Genomic DNA, 18986 nt, shown 5'->3' on the forward strand with positions numbered 1-18986 from the left:
AAGACCAGAACATCAAATTTATGTTTTTTAATTCCTAATCTTTAAATATTTAGAATTTAGTCCATTATGTATGGATAGTTCGGCTCCACATAAATGTCGGTGTACAGCTCAGAAGGATCCGGGTATGGAGACTCTTCGGCAAACTTCACAGCCTCGGCCACGATCTGCTTCTTCTGCTCGTCGATCTCGTCCAGCTCCTCTTCTGTTGCCCAGCCATTTTTAATGATGGTGGCTTTTACAGACTCTATCGAGTCGCGGCCTTTGTAGTCTTCGAGTTCTTCTTTGGTTCTGTACTTGGCAGGGTCAGACATGGAGTGACCTTTGTAGCGGTAAGTTCTGAACTCCAGCAGGGTCGGTCCTTCACCGGCGCGGGCACGCTCGGCAGCTCTTGCCACCGCCTCGTGCACATTCTCCACGCTCATGGCCTCTACCGGCTCCGATGGCATATCGAACGCAAGGCCCAGTTTGTAAAGCTCTGTCACGTTAGAGGTACGCGTCACGGATGTACCCATCGCGTAGCCGTTGTTTTCGATCACGAAAATAACCGGCAGCTTCCAGGTCATGGCCATGTTCAGGGCCTCGTGGAAGGCACCCTGACGAACGGCACCGTCGCCCATGTAGCAGATGCACACGTTACCGGTCTTGTTATACTTCTCGGCAAAGGCTATACCTGCGCCCAGTGGCACCTGGCCGCCCACGATGCCGTGGCCGCCCATGAAGTTCACCTCTTTGTCGAACATGTGCATCGAGCCGCCTTTGCCTTTGGAGCAACCGGTCACCTTTGCAAACATTTCGGCCATAATCGCTCCTGGCGATGAGCCCAGCGCCAGCGGGTGCGCGTGGTCACGGTAAGCGGTAATCCACTTGTCGTCTTTGGTGAGCGCTGTAGCCGCACCGGCCACACAGGCCTCCTGGCCAATGTAGAGGTGGCAGAAGCCTTTGATCTTCTGCTGGCCATACAGCTGCCCGGATTTTTCTTCAAAACGGCGCATGAGTTTCATCGACTCGTACCACCGCATATAGGTCTCTTTTGAAAATGATGGTTCAGCCTGTACCTTTGCTTTCTGCGACTTCGCTTTTGCCTTTTCTTTCGTATCAGCCATGAGTATTTGTGTAACGTGATTGTTGTCCCTACAGCTTTTTTAGCGAGATTCGGCCCAAAATGGACGGCAAATCGGCTTACTGTCGGGTTTTAGCATGCGAAATTAAGGAAAAAGAAATCAAAGACGAAACTAATGCTCCTCGAAAATCTAAGTCTGCTGTTTTTCAAGAACTACGACGACGCTAACATTAGTTTCTCGCCGCACATAAACTGCTTTATCGGCGACAACGGCAGCGGCAAGACCAACCTGCTCGACGCTATCCATTACCTGTCCATGACGCGCAGTGCCTTCAACAGCTCCGATGCCCTCAACATCAAGCAGGGCGAGGAGTACTTTATGGTGAAAGGCCGCTTTAAGATCGACAGTGAGAAGCACACCGTGACCTGCAGCCTGAAGCAAGGGCAGAAAAAAACGGTGCTGCACAACAAGGTGGCCTATGAGAAGATGAGCGACCACATCGGCCGCTTCCCAGTGGTGCTGATCTCGCCTTACGATACCGACCTGATCCGGGAGGGCAGCGAGGAGCGCCGCAAGTACTTCGACAGCCTGATTTCGCAGCTCAACCACACCTACCTGGAGCAGCTGATTCAGTACAACTACGTCCTCAAGCAGCGCAACTCGTTGCTCAAGCAGTTTGCCGAGCGCCGCTACTTCGACCGCGACTACCTGCACATCCTCAACGAGCAGCTGGTGCCGCTGGGCGAGCAACTGGCCCGGGAGCGTATGGCTTTTCTGGAGAGCTTTGAGCCGGTTTTTCAGAAACACTACCGCCACATCTCCGACAGCCACGAAACCGTGACGCTCACTTACAAAAGTCAGCTGGCAGAGGCCAACTTTGCGCAGCTGCTGGAGCAGGCCGAGCAGAAGGACCGCGCCCTGCAGCGCACCACCGTGGGCACGCACAAAGACGACTTCGTGTTCCTGATGGACGGCAACCCGGTGAAAAGCTTCGGCTCACAGGGCCAGCAGAAGAGCTATGTCATCGCCCTGAAGCTAGCGCACTTCGAGGTGATGGCCGAGCGTCAGCACCACAAGCCCCTCCTCCTCCTCGACGACATCTTCGACCGCCTCGACGAGAAACGCATCACCAAGCTCATGCAAATGGTCGCCGCCCATACCTTCGGCCAGATATTTTTGACGGACACGCACCTGGAAAGAACTGATAAGATCCTCGAAAACCTGTCGGACCAGATCCGTAGGTTTGAAGTAAAGGAGGGCACGGTAAAGCTGATTGGGTAATTGTTGCCGGTTGGTTTCAACTTTATTCCTTAGGTTGATGTTATCTGGGAGTTGGGTATTTTACCGAACTCCGGACAGCACAATTTTATACCTCCAAAACTTTGAATCCTTTTTGAGCTTTTGCAGTCTACAGCACAGATAAATTTAAAAATCAATCTTATGAAGACGATCATGCTGCTCAACGAAGAAACCGAAAAGAAACAAGGAGGCTGTACCTGTCCTGATTGCCAGTGTGGCAATTGCGATTGCGTAAACTGTGCCGAAGGCCAGTGCCCATGCGACAAGTGCGAATGTGATAATTGCGTAAACTGCTGTTAACAAGGTATAAAGAGAGGAGGGGCAACCTCTCCTCTCTTTAAAATTACTTGAAATGCAAAAAGACACTTTACATATCTGGAATGGCCTGAGGGAGAATCTCTACCGCTTTATTCTGAAAAGAGTCAGAAATCAGGCGGAGGCAGAGGATATTCTGCAGGAGGTTTTCATCAAGATCCACCTCAACCTCCCCCACCTTAAAAATCACTCCAGCGTGCAGGCCTGGGCCTATCAGATCACCAGAAACCAGATTATAGATTTTTATAAGCAAACCAGACAGTCGGTTGAGTTGCAAGACACAACCCTTGAAAGTCTCTCAGAGCCAGAGGCGAGGGACATGTACTGCTGTTTCGATTCCTTCATCCATGAACTTCCCCAAAAGTATCGGAACGTGATCGAGTTGATCAACCTGGAGGGCAGGAAGCAGCAGGAAGTGGCCAAACTGCTCGGGGTTTCGCTTGCGAACACAAAGTCGAGGGTACACCGCGCGAAAGAAATGCTGAAAGAGAAGTTCGTGGAATGCTGCCAATTTACAATAGATGCGCAAGGCAAGCTGAAGGGGGAGCAGAATTGCCAGCGCTGTGGCTTCGAAAGCTAGTAGAAGCGGGTTAATTTAATGCAGTGCCGTGGCTTTATAACTTATACCCAGCGTATAAGCTATAACTCTGAAGCTTTATGATTACTTTTGCCTCTGCTTTACGAGAGGGAATTAAAAGCCAAACGGAAAGCTCCCTGGAAGTTTTTTACAAGGCAGCAATTTGCCTGAAATACACGCCTCTGTGAAAACGAACCCGCTTATACAAAAACCAACCACCCGTGCGCTACTACAAGAAGAAAGAGGAGATTGCCAAGCGAAAGACTGACGTGCAGACCATCGGCGACAGCATCAAAGGGTTGCTGAAGGCCTACCGGCTGCAAGGCAAGCTGAACGAAGTGGATTTGGTACAGCGATGGGAAGAGATCATGGGCAAGCCCATTGCCATGAAAACGAAGGAGCTATACTTCCGGGATCAGAAATTATTTGTGCGCCTCACCTCCGCCCCCCTCAAGCACGAGCTCAACATGTCGAAAAGCAAGGTGGTAGAGCTCCTCAACCGCGCCATGGGTGATGAGGTAGTCAAAGAAGTCGTATTTTTGTAGCCCCCATACCTGATCTGCTGCTTTCATTTTATGAGAAACCTTGCGTTTTTAATCCCGTCGGTGCTGTGCTTGAGCATGTGCCTGGGTTGTGAGCAAAGCAAACGGAGCCTGACAGAGGCCAACGGCATTACGATCGAGTCTGCAGAAGAAACGATAGCGGCTGCACCCGACACGGCAGCTTCTCCTGAAACTGAGCCCGAAGCACAGGCCACGACTGAAAATACCACTACTTCGTGTGAGGAAAAAGACGAGGACAACCCGGGCTCTGAAGATCCGATCATTGTCAGAACCTGCACTTACCAGAATTACAAATCGGTGGCCACCGGCATGCCCGACTACAAAGGCCGCTACAGCTGGGAGCACGCCCTGTACAAGTTGGAAGGTGATGAATACGTGCCGGTAAAAAACGAATTGCTGTTCAACGACAAACGAAACGATCTGCTCCGGCAAGTCAACCAACGGGTACTGGCTGAGTACCACCTCTTCTCAGGCGACCCTGACTTTAGTGACTGCTTTGCCATGGTGGAATCTATACCTGAGTTTGGATATGACGATCTGAACATCGGCTTCGAAGACGATCAGCTGGTTTTTCATGCCTCGCTTGGCCTGCCTGAAGCATGCCTCTCCATAGACGGTGCTTCCGTTTCGTTTAAGCTCTCCGAAGTGGCGCCTTATTTGCAGCAGTAGCGTACCCCCTCTTCTAGCAGCCCCGTATACCTTGCCATAATCGACAAACAGCACATGGCTATACCTGCATTCCGCCCCGTTTCCTACTCCCGCACCACCCTGACCGAGCTCATGATCCCGAGCTACGCCAACTTCGGCGGCAAGATACACGGTGGCATCCTGCTCTCGCTCATGGACAAAGTAGCCTACGCCTGCTCCGCCAAGCACGCCGGCAACTACTGCGTCACCGTAACAGTGGACGGCGTGCATTTCCTGCAACCCGTGGAGGTGGGCGAGCTGGTGTCGCTGCTGGCCTCGGTGAACTATGTGGGCAATACGTCGCTGATGGTAGGTATAAAGGTGATTGCTGAGAACGTGAAGACAGGCATCGTCAAACATACCAATACCTCATACTTTACCATGGTAGCCAAAGGCGACGACGATAAACCGACGCAGGTGCCTGGCCTCACGCTGGAAAGCCGCGAGGATGCCCGGCGTTTTCTGGAAGCCATCAAGCGCCGCGAACTGGCGCAGCGCTACCAAACGGAGCTTACCGAGGCCAAACACGGGATCGCTGTCGAAGCGGAACTACACAAACTCGAGGGGGAGCGCTGTCAGCTGAACTATACGCCTTGAGTTCGCTTGGGAAATTTACATCTCAAATTGGATTCCTCTGCTATACCTTCGCCTGCCTATGCTTTGGCTCAGCCTTTCTTTTCATTCTTTCCTGAAGCTGCTTATATTTAGAAACTAAATCTAACCAACTAAGCACTTAACCGACCTCACCTAACACCAATGACTTACAGAACAAAGTTCACCCGACTGCTGGCGCTTTGCCTGCTGGCAGGGCTATACCTTAGCCAAACCGTCGCGGCACAGGCACCGGCCACACATGACGAAGAAATCCATAAGATGGTCGGCGAAGTGTCGGCAGATAACCTGAAGGCTCTTGTTGAAAAGATGGTTTCGTTTGAGACCCGCCACTCCCTGAGCTCTACCACAGACAAAAAAAGAGGTATAGGTGCCGCCCGCGAGTGGGTAAAGTCGGAGTTTGAGAAATACGCAAAAGCCTCCAACGGCCGCATGACCGTGGAGATGGACCGCTATACCGTAAAGAGTGACGGCCGCCGCATACCGCAGGACGTGGAGATGGCCAACGTGGTCGCTACGCTCAAAGGCGCTGACCCGAACGATGACCGCGTGATCATTGTGGCAGGCCACCTTGACTCCCGTGCTACCGACGTGATGGACGCCAAAAGCAAAGCACCTGGTGCCAACGATGATGCCTCCGGTGTGGCGATTGTGATGGAGATGGCCCGCGTGATGGCTTCGCGCCAGTTTCCGGCAACCTTAGTTTTTGTGGCTTTTCAGGGTGAAGAGCAGGGCTTGTACGGTTCCCGCCACATGGCCGAGCGTGTCAAGAAAGAAGGCTGGAACCTGGTGGCCGTGCTCAACAACGACATCGTAGGCAACTCCTATTCCGCTGAAATGGGCATCCACGACAATACCCGCGTGCGTGTGTTCAGTGAAGCTACGCCTTCCAACGAAACCGAAGAACAAGCGAGGCTGCGCCGTACCCTGGGCTCTGAGAACGACGGCCCGAGCCGCAACCTGGCCCGCTACATGAAGATGGCCGGCGAGGCTTATGTAGACCAGATCGAGGTGGTGCTCGGCTACCGTCCGGACCGTTTCCTGCGTGGCGGCGACCACACGCCCTTTAACCAACAGGGTTATGCCGCGGTACGCATGAGCGAGATGAACGAGGACTTCGACCACCAGCACCAGGATGTGCGCAAAGAGAACGGCAAGCAGTACGGCGACCTGACAGAGTTTATGGACTTCGAGTACCTGCGCAAGAACACTGCCGTGAACCTGGCGACCATGGCCAACCTGGGCCGGGCGCCGCATGCGCCGGAAAAAGTGGGCGTGCTCACCGCCAACCTCACCAATAAAACCGACCTGAAATGGGACGCCCCAGCCAAAGGCAAAAAACCGGCGGGCTACTACATCCTGATGCGCGAAACCAGCAGCCAGACCTGGGACAAGAAGTTCTTTGTGAAAGACACGAAAGTGACACTACCTTATTCAAAAGACAACTACTTCTTTGCCGTACAGGCCGCTGACGAGCTGGGCCATACCAGTCTGCCGGTATTGCCGGTGCCGGTGCGCCAGTAGGTATAGACAAGACAACGCAAAAGAAAAGGGCAACCCAGCGGGCTGCCCTTTTCTGCTTTATATGCGATGTATTCTCTTACATTTTAGAAATTTTGGCTGCAGCCGACACGTTGGACGATACGCTAGGGTCGCCTTTGTAAGCCACCTTAGTAGCACCGGAGGCATTCACGCTCAACTCTTTTTTGGCATACACTTTCACATTGCTGGCTCCGCTAGCTTCCAGGTATACATTACTGGCCTCCAGTTCAGCGGCGTCTACTTTTGAAGCCCCTGACAAGTCCATGCGTACTTCGTCGGCACGGCCGGTTAGCATTACTTTACTGGCACCGCTCATATCAGCTGTCAGTTTTTTGGTATTCAGGGCCAGCGTTACGTTAGAGCCGCCGCTCAGATCCATTTTAAAGGCATCCGACTTAAAGGTGGAGTTGCCCTTCACTTTCACGCCGCCGCTGATATCGAGCATGTTCAGTTCCTTAATGGAAACATAAGCCTTCAGGCCTTTGCTGGTGCTGATGTTATCAGAGGTATAGATGTGAAGCACCCCGTTTTTCACCTCTGTTTTGATACTGTTGAGCAGGTTCTCCTGCGCCTCAATCCGCACGCCCTCTTTGCCGCTTTGCGTCACTTCCACTGCAAAGCCGCCGCTCACGTCGATTCCTTTAAAACCGGATACGGTTCTGTTCTGTGACACAGGCTCCCCCTCGCCTTTCAGATTGCGACGCTCTTGCGCCATGGTGGTCAGGCTCGTCAGCAGAAAGGCCACTAAAAGAACAGAGGTTAACGTTTTGTAGATGTTAATGGTGTTCATAGTTTTATTTTGTTTGATGGTTTTGGTTAGAAGTGTGTGTTGGCCAGGCAGCAGGCTATACCTGCCTTGAAGCTTTTCACTGCCTAATAGATGCACGGATTCCCGAAAGGTTGCTTGGAGCTCAGAAAAAATTATACTTTTCGAGAATCCCCTGCTGAAGGAGTTGTAAGGTATGGACTGGTGCCTGAGAGCTGTTTGCCGTGAAGGCTTGTTGATGGCGGACTGAAAAACCAGCGCACCCAAGGTATAGGCTACATCCAGCCAGTCGGCGGTATGTTTCGGGAGATGTGCGGGAGCAAAAGCCCGAAGAAGATGCCGAAAGCCACGATTGCTATTACTAACCAGGCAAGTGGCATCACAAGTTATTATGTTGAAAGTAGCTCCGCTCAACAGCCAGTATAAGGGTGAGCACGCTGGAGCCTAAGGTGACCAGAAACCAGGGGCAGCGGTTTTTGTGCAGCACTTCCTGCCCGCCGTGCGGACAGGTTACCATCCGTATGTCGGCAGGGCCTCTGCAAGGCACGTAGGTTATTCTAAATTAGTAGTTCTATAACTACATGAAATTGCCTGTTCCGGTTATCAGAATAGGTTATTCCTTCTTTTTGGTGATGAGCACGACACCATTTCGGGCCTGCTCCCCGTAAAGTGCCACCGCCTCTTTTCCTTTCAGCACTGTTACCGAGGCAATGTCGTCCGGGTGAATGATCTTTTCTACATCATCCGGATTCATTTGCTCCAGTGGTTCGCCATCTATCACAAACAGGGGTTTTGCGTCCGGGTCCAGCTTTTCCAGGTCGTCTACCTCCATACGAACAGGTATTTCGTTTTCGGATGCTGTTGGCTCGGGCTCTTCTCCCCCACGCAAATCGTTCAGTTCCTGCACATAGGTGCTAATGGCCCACAGCACCTGCTGTTGTTTTGAGTGCATCCACGGCTGATTGCTCTGTATGTCGTCGCGCATCATCTGATAGGATGTTTTGCGCAGCTGCGTATAGTTCAGCAAAATCTCCACTTCTTTTGCCTGCTGCTCGCCCAAGTCAGGCAACTCCTGCAGTGCAATCAGTTCTTTAATACTCTCGTCCCACAAGGTTATACCTTGCTCCAGCCCTGGCAGGTATTTTCCCCCATTGATCAGCGTGGCATCCAGCTCCATTTCCTTCATCACATCCATCGCCGCTGTTTCGCGCTCGCCAAAGCGGTCCAGCATGGTCAGGTACTTGGCATTCTCGGTCGGTATCTGCAGGTATAGGCCCACGAAAGCAACCAGCAATAGCGCCACCGTCACGATGCTTCCGCGCAAATTATACTGCTGGGTAAAGTACCTGCCCGAGCGCAGCATCAGCACGGCTCCGTACGCTATCCCCAGCACCAAACCTCCCGTGTGGGCCGCGTTGTCTATACCTCCTTGCAGGCCAAACACCAGGTTCAGCGCTATGACGCCCAGCATATTGTACACCATGCCTTTTTTCTCGGCCCAGGTCATCCGCCGCTCCAGCAGCACCATGGTCATGAACATGCCGAACATGCCAAAAATAGCCCCGGAGGCTCCGGCACCGTTGCGCTGCTGGTCCCACCACAGGCTCGCCAGGCTGCCCGCCAGTCCGCAGAGCACGTAGGCCGTGATAAACTGCTTGCGACCCACCAGTGGCTCCAGCGCCCCGCCTATGCTGGCCAGTGCATACATGTTCACAAGCAGGTGGATGATGCCGATATGCAGAAACATGGCCGTGAATAGGCGCCATGGCTCTCCGGTCAGGGTATAAGGCCCGTAGTTGGAGCCAGCGTTCAACAGGTCCTCTCCCTCGGGCGAGAGCACGTGCATGCCCGTGAGCACCAGCAGCACGAAAATAACGATGTTGATGTTGACCAGGATAGGCGTGACGAAGTAATGCCGTTGCGGCACGAAGAGCGTCCAGAAGTCTTTGAATTTGTCTGCGAAGGAAGTCGGTCCTGCGGGTTCAGGGTTCAACTGTAGCTCGCGCTGTTGAAGGGCTTGCAGGGTTTCCTGCTTTATCTGCTCCAGATCCGGAGCCTGTAGGTTTCTTTTTTCAATCTCAGCGATCAAGGCCAGTATAGCTTCCGGCTCGTATGCTGCATGTTCCCCTAAAATTTCCAGCAGTTGATCGTCCTCTTTTTCAGAGGCCACTGCTGCATAACTGTTTTCCATCTGCAAACCTTATTCTCTTCCTGTAAAGATAAGGCAGCGGACGCATTATACAAGCACTGGGGATATTACCGGGAATAGGCTAGCATCCCCTTTCCCACCAATAAGGCTCCTGTCAGACCGATGGCATACCACAAAACAAGGGCTAGTGTTTCCGTCAGGAAGAGTCCTCCGTTCCGGATGCTCTGCATGAGCAGGATCACTGAGAAAATGGCAATAGCTAACAACGCATTCTTGTAAATCTGACGCATGGGCAACTCTACATTTTGGTGAAACAATTGGTATATAGCTATACTTTATAGTAACTAAATTTGTTCTATACTTCTAAATCTATTTATTTCTCATCAATCTACAAACCATTCCGGCATAAGCTTTCGCTCTGACACTATGAACTGTTTGTGATTGAATATCAAGGTTTAAACAAACATGCCTGTAGAATAACCTTAGGTATAAATATCGGGTAAAAGTTTCCAAAAAGATTTTATGCCTGATTCTAGACAAGCACCACCCTATTATACCATCACGACAGGCCCAAGCCCCCTCATTGCCACTGCCATCCACGACGGTCATGCCGTGCGCGACAACATCCGATCCCTTTTCTCGCTGTCTTCAGATGAGCGGTTGCGCGAGGAAGACCCCTTTACGGCGGGCTGGTTAAGTATAACCGACAACCAGATAATAGGTTTGAACTCCCGCTTTGAAATGGACCTGAACCGCCCGCGCGAGAAAGCCATTTACCGCAAACCCGAAGACGCCTGGGGCCTCACCGTCTGGAAAGATGAACTGCCGGAAGAACTGGCGCAGGAGTCGCTGGCCCGCTACGACCAGTTTTATGCCAACGTGAAAAAGATGCTGCAAAGTATAGCCGATCGCCACGGTTGCTTTGTGATATACGACCTCCATACCTACAACCACCGCCGCGATGGCGCCAATGGTCCGGAAGCCGACCCCCAGGCAAATCCCGAAGTGAACCTGGGCACCGGCAACATGAACCGGCAGCTCTGGGCGCCTGTGGTCGATGCCTTCACTCAAAGCCTGCAAGCGTACGATTACCAGGGCCGCCACCTCGATGTGCGCGAAAACGTGAAGTTCGAAGGCGGCCACTTCATGCGCTGGATCCACGATACTTTCCCCGACCGCTCCTGCGTCATCTCTATCGAGTTCAAGAAGTTCTTCATGGACGAGTGGACGGGCAAAGCAGACGAAGCGCAGTTGCAGGAAATCAGGAAAGCGCTGCAGCACACGATTGCTCCTGTTTTGGCAGCGCGTGAACAGGTATGCAAAACCCTCTCGCCATGACCGACACTATCTCCGATATTTTCATCAAAGGCATTGTCCGGAGTTTGAAGCGGGGCCGACAGGTACGCCGCCGTTTGCCCGATGGCGGCCTGCTGCACATCGACAGGCCACTGCCCTTTCTGGTGCTCTACCGACACCCGGCAGGCCAGCCCGACCATGCCACCGCCGACTTCGTGAAAGCCGAAGCCGCCTATATCATCGCCCGCGAAGAGCAGACACCCGAACTGCGGCAGCTGATAGGCGAAATAGCCAAAGCCATGGCCGATGAATTTGGCGCTTTTATGGTACTTGAGCTTTTCGCCGCCCCGGACACTAGCCCGCCTGATAGCCCGACCTTTCGGGTGCTGGGGCCCGAAGAGGCGCTGCCCGCCACCATCCGCACGCTAAAGACCGAACTGGCCAGCATCAAGATCAGCAACCTGCCTGTTACGGTGGCCACAGCCTCTAACCAGGCCTTGCTGGAAGGACCCAAGAGCCTGATGAGCGAAGAAAAACTGAAGCAGCACAGCACGCTCATGCTCGGGCTGGAGCTGAAGCCCATTTACCGCCAGGCCGGCACCGGACAGGTATACCCCTTGCTGCAGCGCACGCTGCGCAGCCATGTGTCGAGCGCCATCAAAAAAGCTGTGTTCGACTTTGTGCGCGTGCAGACCACCCATCAGCCTAAGCATTTTCAGGCACTGGGCCGGCAGGCGGTGGTGCCAGCCGTCTGGCGTATCGACAGGCAGCTCACAGCCATCAGCGACCAGTTCCGGTTTCTGCTGCTCGTCACGCCCATTAATGCTGTCGAGGCCTGGGATGAGTTCCGCATAAATAAGTACAGGCAGGCGCCCAACTTCCACTACCGCCTCATGCCCATGGACGCCGACCTGCTCAAGCGCAAACTCTACAACATCCCGATTGAGAAGGTGGAGGACCCGACGCTGGCCTTTCTGTTCCGGGACAAGCGCAACGAGCTCGACAAAACCCTGACGATGCTGGCCAACCGCAACACGCCGCACTTTCTGTACAGCAGCATGCAGCTGTTCGGTGGCGTGGATGAACAGTTGTTGAAAGTAGCGGAAGGTATACTGGCCGCTATACCGGAGCCCGCCCGCCAGAAAGATGTGCCCCTTATACCTGTGGACGAGTTTGCCGCGCTGGCCGAGCGTGAAATCGCTTTCCTCAAAAGCCAATACCCACCGCTCGAGTCGGGTGTGGACATTCGCAAGGACATTGTCGGGCTGATTGTCTCCAAAGGCAGGCTCAACATCGGCACCGATGCCAAAATACCGCGTCACCGCGCCGAAGCGCTGATTCAGCACGAGGTGGGCACGCACATTCTCACCTATTTTAACGGCAAGGCGCAGCCCCTGCAGCAGCTGTATGTGGGCGCGCCAGGCTACGAGGAATTGCAGGAAGGGCTGGCCGTGCTGAGCGAGTACCTGGTGGGTGGCCTTGACCAAGACCGATTGCGCATACTGGCTGCCCGCGTGGTGGCCGTGCACCACCTTGTCAAAGGCTGCAGCTTTACCGACAACTTCTGCCGGCTCAAAGATGAGTACAAGTTCGACGATGAAACGGCCTTTAACGTAACCATGCGCGTGCACAGGGGGGGCGGACTCACCAAAGATGCCGTATACCTGCGCGGGCTCGTGCATCTGCTGCACTATCTCAAGGAAGGCAACGATTTGGAACCACTTTTGATCGGGAAGATCCGGCAGGAGTACATTCCCATTGTGCAGGAGCTCATCTACCGGCAGGTGCTGCGACCCGTGCCCATCCGGCCCCGCTACCTCACTGATCCGGCCGTGCAACCCAAACTGGAAAAACTAAAAACAGGGATATCAGTATTTAACCTACTGGAAAATTAATCCCAATAAATACTGATATATAGACATGACAATAGGATTCGTAGTAAACGACGTAAAAACAGAAAAGCCCGACCATACCACTATTTTTCTGGCGCAGCGCATGCACAATTTGGGGCATACGGTGCTGCTGATGGGCGTGGGTGACCTGGCTTATTACCCCGACGGCTACATGGGCGCCACGGCCACTTTTGCTGACTCCAAGCAAAAATATAAATCCCCAGCCACGTTTCTGGAAGCCATACAAGGGCCCAAGGCGAAGCAGGCCCGCGTGACCGCTCCGGAAATAGATGTGCTGATGTTGCGCAATGACCCTTCGTCGGAAGGTGAAGGGCGCAGCTGGGCGCAGAACGCGGGCATTATCTTCGGTCAGTTGGCACAGCGCCACGGCGTGATCGTGCTCAACGACCCGACTTCGCTCTCCGATGCCGTGAACAAGATGTACTTCCAGCACTTTCCGGAGGCAGTGCGTCCCCGCACCCTCATCACCCGCGACAAAGAGGAGATAAAGGAGTTCTTTAACGAGCAGAAAAACAACATCATCCTGAAGCCACTGCAGGGTTCGGGCGGCTCGGGCGTGTTTATGGTGAAGAAGAATGACGCGACTAACCTCAACCAGATTGTGGAAGCCATCAGCCGCGACGGCTACGTGATTGCGCAGGAGTACCTGCCACAGGCCGCTGAAGGAGACACACGCCTCTTTGTAGTGAATGGCGAGGCCTTGCAGCACAAAGGCAAGTACTGCGCCATGCACCGCGTCAACAGCAAAGACGACATCCGTAGCAACATACACGCCGGAGGCTCTGCCGTGGCCGCCAAGATCACCCAGACAGCCCTGGACCTGGTAGAACTGGTGCGCCCAAAGCTCATCCAGGATGGCATGTTTATGGTAGGCCTTGACATTGTGGGCGATAAGCTGATGGAGATCAACGTGTTCAGCCCGGGTGGTATGCCAACTGCCAGCAACCTGGAGGGGGTAGACTTCTCTATACCTGTCATCGAGGCGCTGGAGCGTAAGGTGCACTACAAGAAAACCTATGGCGCGCAGATCGACAACAAGACGGTGGCGATGATCTAAGCCGGGCTTCAGAAGCTCAAAAGGCAGTGGGAAGTGCGCTAATTATAAACGCGTTTCCCGCTGCCTTTTTTATGTGTCAGGTATAGTGGAACGAACGCCCTATCAGGTAGCATACCTGCTGCCTGTTGGCGAGGTATAGCGCACAGGAAACTTCACTTAAAGCTTGGAAAACCCGGGAGAAAAGACAAAAGACGGGAAGGATGCGGGAATAAAAATAAAAATATTCTGCTGATAACCAGCTACATACGGAAAATGCAAAAAAATTTATGCGCACTGCTTTGCTTTGTAAAAACAAAACCATAATTTTGCACCCGAATTGAGAGAGACACATAACCGGAAGGCTAATATGTGGAGCAATTCCTAAAGACGCAAATCTCTCTATGATTTTTTTGAATTTTATTAGCTATGTACAGCATGGCTTTCAAAAAGTGCTATAAAATCTGCCCTGAGCAGATACAAAGATAAGGTTAGTTAAAGTTTAGATTAGTTTGTTTTAAGGTGAGAGAAGGCCCCAGTCATTTTGACGGGGCTTTTCTCATTTAAAAGCTTTTCTGATTCGCGTTTTCCAGATACCTGCCTCTAAAAAGGTCTGCCGCCTTTTCCTTTAAGAAGCAATCAGGTATACATTCTTCAAGAGACAGATCAGGCATACAGTAGATAGGCCGTTCCCAGCGTGATAGGTATAGCGGTCAGGAGCAGTTTCAGGAACAGCCCCGGTGAAGGAGTGCCCGCTCCCCACGGCATTTTTGTTTTAAACACGTAGCGGAGGCTGGTCATCAAGGTGACCAGGGCTATCAGGCCTACCGCCAAGTGGGTGATGGCAATGACCGTATCGAAGGCGGAGCTCTGCGCGATGATACGCTCGGCGGTGCGCAGGTTCCAGTACACGAGTAATAGCAGACAAGGCAAGGACACAAGCGCGCCTAACCGCATGCTGAACAAAGTGAGCCACGAAGCGAAGGCAAAAAGCGGAACAGCCGCGATCAACCCCATTTGCCGGTAAAAGAGTGCTTCATCGCCAGCCAGGTCGGTATAGAGCAGGATCAGAAGTGCGTGGGCAAAGCCCGTCAGGAAAAGCAGCAGGTAGCGTGTCATAGGCTACTATACTGCAGAAGCCCTGTTTCAGATTTCCTCCAGGGTGTAATAGGTATAGGTACTTCGCAAAAGCGGCTGTTTTTCGGGGAGGTTCGTGTTATAGATCTGCACCTCGTATGCCTGCCCCGCTTCGTTGTAGTGGTAGACCTCCTCGATGTAAGGATTGCCACTTCTCAGGATATGGCGCTGGCTCAACCTACCTGTTTCATCATACACAAAGTTTATCTCGTCTGAAGTGCTGCTCGTGTTTCTGATCCGGATCTGCTTTAGCCGTCTGGATATGTCGTAGTCGAACTCCATGCGCTTTTGCAGTATGCCGTCTTTGTGCAGCTCCCGCTCTACTACATAACCTTCCTGTAGGCGATGCGACCAGCCTGACTCCGGCTTGTTCAGATAGCGCATGGTATAGCGGCCAATGTAGTTACTATACACGATCGCTGCGTTATCCTGCAATTCCTCTTTCGCCTTAAGCTCCCCGTTCGGCAGATAAGCCAGGTTGATCAACGGCTGAAAGGAGCCCATTACCGGATCATATATTTCTACCTCCTGTGTTTTGGGCATCAGGTTGGTGTCCAGGTTCTTCTTATACTTGATGCCCACCCCCATGAGCGCACCCCAGTTAGTGGTCTGCACCCTGTTCGTTATCACATCAGTATGCACATCGGACATGAAGTTATTTCCCTGTATGACTACCGCATCGGCGCCGTAGGCTCTGGCTTTGTCCTGCAGGCTCTTGATCATGCTGGCATAGGGCACATGCTCAGTACTCCTCGTTTCAAGCGCTACCAGTTTTATGTATTGCTCCTGCGGCCATTCCCCCGCAAAGAACACTTCTATTTCGTTAGCATGCGGTTGCAAGGGGAGCGTGGTCAATCGTTCGTCCACTTCTGGGTAAAGGGAGGGCGAGCAGGCCTGTAGTGAAACAGCCCCGGCCAGCACCATGAACAGTACAGATTTTTTCATAGGTCTTTACGAATTGTTCTGACTTGGTATTGCTCAAACTTCGTGCTGCATTTGCAAAAGATCGGCCTGCATTTTATAAATATATTAAAAATCTATATTCATTAGACCAATGTTACTTTATACCTCCCGTATTCTGAGCTCTTAATTTAGCGAAAAACGCAACGGCAGGGTATAGCGTACCGGAACGGGCTTGCCTTCCTGCAGGCCGGGCTTCCAGGTGGGCATGGCTTCTAGGACCCGGATTCCTTCGGCATCGGCGTCCGGGTGTATCCCCTTGATCAACTCCGTACTTCCTATCTTACCCTGCTCGTCCACCACAAACGAAATGATCACCAGTCCCTCGACTTTTGCCTTGCGGGTGGTTTTCGGATACTTCAGCACCGACCCGATCCAGCGCAGCATCACCTGTTCGCCTCCGGGAAACTCAGGCATCACCTCCATCGGTATGAAATCCAGGCTATTGCCGCTCGCGTCGTATATCTCGCCCGACACCATTTTGCCTTGCTGGTATACCTCCACCCGGCGCAATGCTCCCGTTTCATAAAAAGTCTTCAGCGTGTCAACCGCCTTGCCCTGGCTATACCTGGTGCTTAGCTTCACCTGCCCGTTTTCATACCACGAGGTATAGGGTCCGTCCCATCTGTTGTTGTAGTGGGCCATTTCCAGCTTCATCTGCCCGTTGGGGTGCCACTCATACACCGGTCCGTGCTGCACGCCGAAGCCGTAAGTACCTCCTTTCAGGTCGCTGTAGTGAACGAGCCTGACCTTGCTGCTGTCTTTTGCCAGGTATAGCGTGCGGGTTCCTCCGCCAAGCGAGTCCTCTTTTATTTCTTCAAAATAATGTACCTCGGCAGCCGGCACCTCTTTCTGCATGGCCGACAGATACCTTGTTTTCACGGTTTGCGCGGTCACCGATTGCCCTGAAAAGAGCGCCAAAACCAGGATCAGAAATGAGTAAATTTGTTTCATCCGCTAAAAATAAGCACAATTCTGAATATAGGGTATCAGCAGGAGGTTATCCTACAGCTTTTGTTAAGATTCAGGCCGCAGGATAAAACATCTGCTTATTTTTTCGGTATAGGTATAGGTTTCAGGTATAGATTGACGATGAACAGACCAAGCAAAGGTGCCCGTGGGGCGAAAGAGGCAGACGACAAGAAGAGCTTCCGCGAGCAGGTGGGTGCCCTGAAAAACCTGCCCAAATTCTTCCGCCTGATCTGGAACACAAGCCCCAGTATGACCATCGGCAACGTGCTGCTGCGCCTTGTCAAATCGGCTATACCGCTGGCGATGCTGTATGTGGGCAAGCTGATCATCGATGAGGTGATCGGACTGATCGATGTGACCGGGGAGCGTGACCTGAGTTTTCTTTGGATACTGGTGGCGGCGGAACTGGGCCTAGCCATCCTGTCAGATATCTTCAACCGGGGTATCACGCTGCTCGATAGCCTGCTGGGCGATCTTTTTTCCAACAACACTTCGGTGCAACTCATCGAACACGCCGCCCGGCTAGACCTGGCGCAGTTCGAGGATGCTACTTTTTACGACAAACTGGAGCGGGCGCGTCGGCAAACGATCACCCGGGTGGTGCTGATGTCGCAGGTGCTCTCGCAGCTGCAGGACATGGTCACGATCGCTTTTCTGGCCGTGGGCCTGATTGCCTTTAATCCCTGGCTCATCCTGATCCTGCTGGTGGCCGTTATCCCTTCGTTTCTGGGCGAGACGCACTTCAACGAACGCACCTACTCCCTCTCCCGCTCCTGGACACCCGAGCGCCGCGAACTCGACTACCTGCGCTACATCGGGGCCTCCGACGAAACGGCCAAGGAGATCAAAACCTTTAACCTGTCGGGTTTCCTGGCTACTCGTTTTAAACAACTCTCGGACCGCTACTATGCCCTGAACAAAAGCCTGATCGTGCGGCGGGCCGTATGGGGAAGTGCCCTCTCCTCTTTGGGAACACTGGCTTATTACGGGGCCTATATTTTTATACTGGCGCAAACGGTGGCCGGTGCTATTACAGTGGGTACGCTCACGTTTCTGGCGGGCTCGTTCAGCAACATGCGGGGCCTGCTGCAGGGCATCATGACCCGCTTTTCGCAGATCGCGGAGAGTGCGCTATACCTGCAGGATCTTTTTGATTTTCTGGAATTGAAGCCGCAGATCACCCCGCCTGCCAATCCGCTTTCTATACCTCGGCCTATAAAAGAGGGCTTTACTTTTGAAAATGTCGGTTTCAAGTACCATAACAGCGAAAAGTGGGCGGTGCGACACCTGTCCTTCCATTTGCAGGCCGGCGAAAAACTGGCGCTGGTAGGCGAGAACGGTGCCGGTAAAACCACGTTGGTCAAGCTGCTGGCCCGCCTCTACGAACCCTCCGAAGGCCGCATCCTGCTCGACGGCATCGACCTGCGCGAGTACGACCTCAACGATCTGCGCCACCAGGTCGGCATTATCTTTCAGGACTATGTGCGCTTCCAGATGACGGCCTCCGACAACATCGCCATCGGGCAGATCAGCAACATTGCTGACCGCGATCGCATACAGGGCTCCGCACAGAAGAGCCTGGCCGACCCCGTGATACAGCGCCTGCCGGATGGCTATGAACAGGTGCTCGGCAAGCGGTTTAACAAAGGCGTGGAGCTGTCGGGAGGCGAATGGCAGAAGGTGGCACTGGCCCGGGCCTACATGCGCGACGCGCAGCTGCTGATCCTCGACGAGCCCACTTCAGCACTTGATGCCCGTGCTGAACACGAGGTTTTTCTGCGCTTCTCGGAGCTGATCGCCGGTAAAACCGCCGTGCTCATCTCCCACCGCTTTTCCACCGTGCGCATGGCCGACCGCATCCTGTTCCTTGAGCAGGGGCAACTGAAAGAATTGGGCTCGCATGAAGAACTCTTGGCGCAAAACGGCAAGTATGCCGAGCTTTTTGCGCTGCAGGCGAAAGGGTATCTGTAACCAAGTATCAGGACAAAATAACTTTTTATAAAGCCCACTCCCGTGAGGAATGATGGCGTACGGCTATACCTTAGTCTTCCGATTCCTTCCGATTCCTTCCGCTTCTTTGTTAAATCAATTTTGTGGGAGATGG

The 18986-nt window shown here is 53.0% G+C and carries 17 protein-coding genes; 10 read left to right on the forward strand and 7 right to left on the reverse strand.

Annotation, left to right across the window (positions count from 1 at the left end; all coding sequences use genetic code 11):
• Positions 1-56 precede the first annotated feature (56 nt).
• The gene (gene pdhA / locus Q4E40_RS11290; protein ID WP_303412229.1) at positions 57-1103 is read right to left on the reverse strand and encodes a pyruvate dehydrogenase (acetyl-transferring) E1 component subunit alpha; all 1047 of its coding nucleotides are present in this window, start codon (positions 1101-1103) and stop codon (positions 57-59) included.
• Positions 1104-1235: 132 nt separating this feature from the next.
• Here pdhA and recF point away from each other — a divergent pair, with 132 nt between their 5' ends.
• The 6 genes from recF (at position 1236) to Q4E40_RS11320 (ending at position 6638) form a co-directional block, all read left to right on the forward strand.
• Positions 1236-2342: a DNA replication/repair protein RecF gene (recF, locus tag Q4E40_RS11295; protein WP_303412230.1), complete on the forward strand. Its 1107-nt coding sequence runs from the start codon at positions 1236-1238 to the stop codon at positions 2340-2342.
• A gap of 370 nt (positions 2343-2712) precedes the next feature.
• Complete coding sequence (gene sigZ / locus Q4E40_RS11300) at positions 2713-3255, forward strand: RNA polymerase sigma factor SigZ (RefSeq protein WP_303412232.1); 543 nt, start codon at positions 2713-2715, stop codon at positions 3253-3255.
• A 218-nt stretch (positions 3256-3473) separates the two neighbouring features.
• The gene (locus tag Q4E40_RS11305; RefSeq protein ID WP_303412233.1) at positions 3474-3797 is read left to right on the forward strand and encodes a DciA family protein; all 324 of its coding nucleotides are present in this window, start codon (positions 3474-3476) and stop codon (positions 3795-3797) included.
• Positions 3798-3827: 30 nt separating this feature from the next.
• Positions 3828-4484 (forward strand): hypothetical protein, encoded by a 657-nt coding sequence (locus Q4E40_RS11310; RefSeq protein ID WP_303412234.1) that lies wholly within the window; start codon positions 3828-3830, stop codon positions 4482-4484.
• A gap of 54 nt (positions 4485-4538) precedes the next feature.
• Positions 4539-5099, forward strand: a complete 561-nt coding sequence (locus Q4E40_RS11315; protein WP_303412235.1) for an acyl-CoA thioesterase — start codon at positions 4539-4541, stop codon at positions 5097-5099.
• A gap of 159 nt (positions 5100-5258) precedes the next feature.
• On the forward strand, positions 5259-6638 hold the full coding sequence (locus Q4E40_RS11320; protein ID WP_303412236.1) for a M28 family metallopeptidase: 1380 nt from the start codon (positions 5259-5261) through the stop codon (positions 6636-6638).
• Positions 6639-6714: 76 nt separating this feature from the next.
• Here Q4E40_RS11320 and Q4E40_RS11325 read toward each other — a convergent pair whose 3' ends face one another.
• From Q4E40_RS11325 to Q4E40_RS11335, 3 genes are all read right to left on the reverse strand, one after another.
• Positions 6715-7446 (reverse strand): head GIN domain-containing protein, encoded by a 732-nt coding sequence (locus Q4E40_RS11325; protein WP_303412237.1) that lies wholly within the window; start codon positions 7444-7446, stop codon positions 6715-6717.
• Between the two features lie 589 nt (positions 7447-8035).
• Positions 8036-9613 (reverse strand): rhomboid family intramembrane serine protease, encoded by a 1578-nt coding sequence (locus Q4E40_RS11330; protein WP_303412238.1) that lies wholly within the window; start codon positions 9611-9613, stop codon positions 8036-8038.
• A gap of 65 nt (positions 9614-9678) precedes the next feature.
• Complete coding sequence (locus Q4E40_RS11335) at positions 9679-9861, reverse strand: hypothetical protein (RefSeq protein ID WP_303412240.1); 183 nt, start codon at positions 9859-9861, stop codon at positions 9679-9681.
• 232 nt (positions 9862-10093) lie between these two features.
• Between Q4E40_RS11335 and Q4E40_RS11340 the strand changes: the two genes are divergently transcribed.
• From Q4E40_RS11340 to Q4E40_RS11350, 3 genes are read left to right on the forward strand one after another with little or no spacing between them, the layout of a single operon-like run.
• On the forward strand, positions 10094-10909 hold the full coding sequence (locus Q4E40_RS11340) for an N-formylglutamate amidohydrolase (RefSeq protein ID WP_303412241.1): 816 nt from the start codon (positions 10094-10096) through the stop codon (positions 10907-10909).
• Positions 10888-12762: a peptidase MATCAP family protein gene (locus Q4E40_RS11345; protein WP_303412242.1), complete on the forward strand. Its 1875-nt coding sequence runs from the start codon at positions 10888-10890 to the stop codon at positions 12760-12762. The genes Q4E40_RS11340 and Q4E40_RS11345 overlap by 22 nt, the downstream gene beginning before the upstream one ends.
• Positions 12763-12787: 25 nt before the next feature.
• Positions 12788-13837: a glutathione synthetase gene (locus Q4E40_RS11350; protein ID WP_303412243.1), complete on the forward strand. Its 1050-nt coding sequence runs from the start codon at positions 12788-12790 to the stop codon at positions 13835-13837.
• A gap of 642 nt (positions 13838-14479) precedes the next feature.
• Here the strand turns inward: Q4E40_RS11350 and Q4E40_RS11355 are convergent.
• From Q4E40_RS11355 to Q4E40_RS11365, 3 genes are all read right to left on the reverse strand, one after another.
• Positions 14480-14932: a hypothetical protein gene (locus Q4E40_RS11355; RefSeq protein WP_303412244.1), complete on the reverse strand. Its 453-nt coding sequence runs from the start codon at positions 14930-14932 to the stop codon at positions 14480-14482.
• A gap of 27 nt (positions 14933-14959) precedes the next feature.
• Positions 14960-15895, reverse strand: a complete 936-nt coding sequence (locus Q4E40_RS11360) for a hypothetical protein (RefSeq protein ID WP_303412245.1) — start codon at positions 15893-15895, stop codon at positions 14960-14962.
• A gap of 141 nt (positions 15896-16036) precedes the next feature.
• The gene (locus Q4E40_RS11365) at positions 16037-16864 is read right to left on the reverse strand and encodes an energy transducer TonB (protein ID WP_303412246.1); all 828 of its coding nucleotides are present in this window, start codon (positions 16862-16864) and stop codon (positions 16037-16039) included.
• A 138-nt stretch (positions 16865-17002) separates the two neighbouring features.
• Here Q4E40_RS11365 and Q4E40_RS11370 point away from each other — a divergent pair, with 138 nt between their 5' ends.
• The gene (locus Q4E40_RS11370; protein WP_303412248.1) at positions 17003-18853 is read left to right on the forward strand and encodes an ABC transporter ATP-binding protein; all 1851 of its coding nucleotides are present in this window, start codon (positions 17003-17005) and stop codon (positions 18851-18853) included.
• Positions 18854-18986 lie beyond the last annotated feature (133 nt).

Origin of the sequence: Pontibacter coccineus, assembly GCF_030546575.1 — a bacterium.
Classification (GTDB): Bacteria; Bacteroidota; Bacteroidia; order Cytophagales; family Hymenobacteraceae; genus Pontibacter; species Pontibacter coccineus.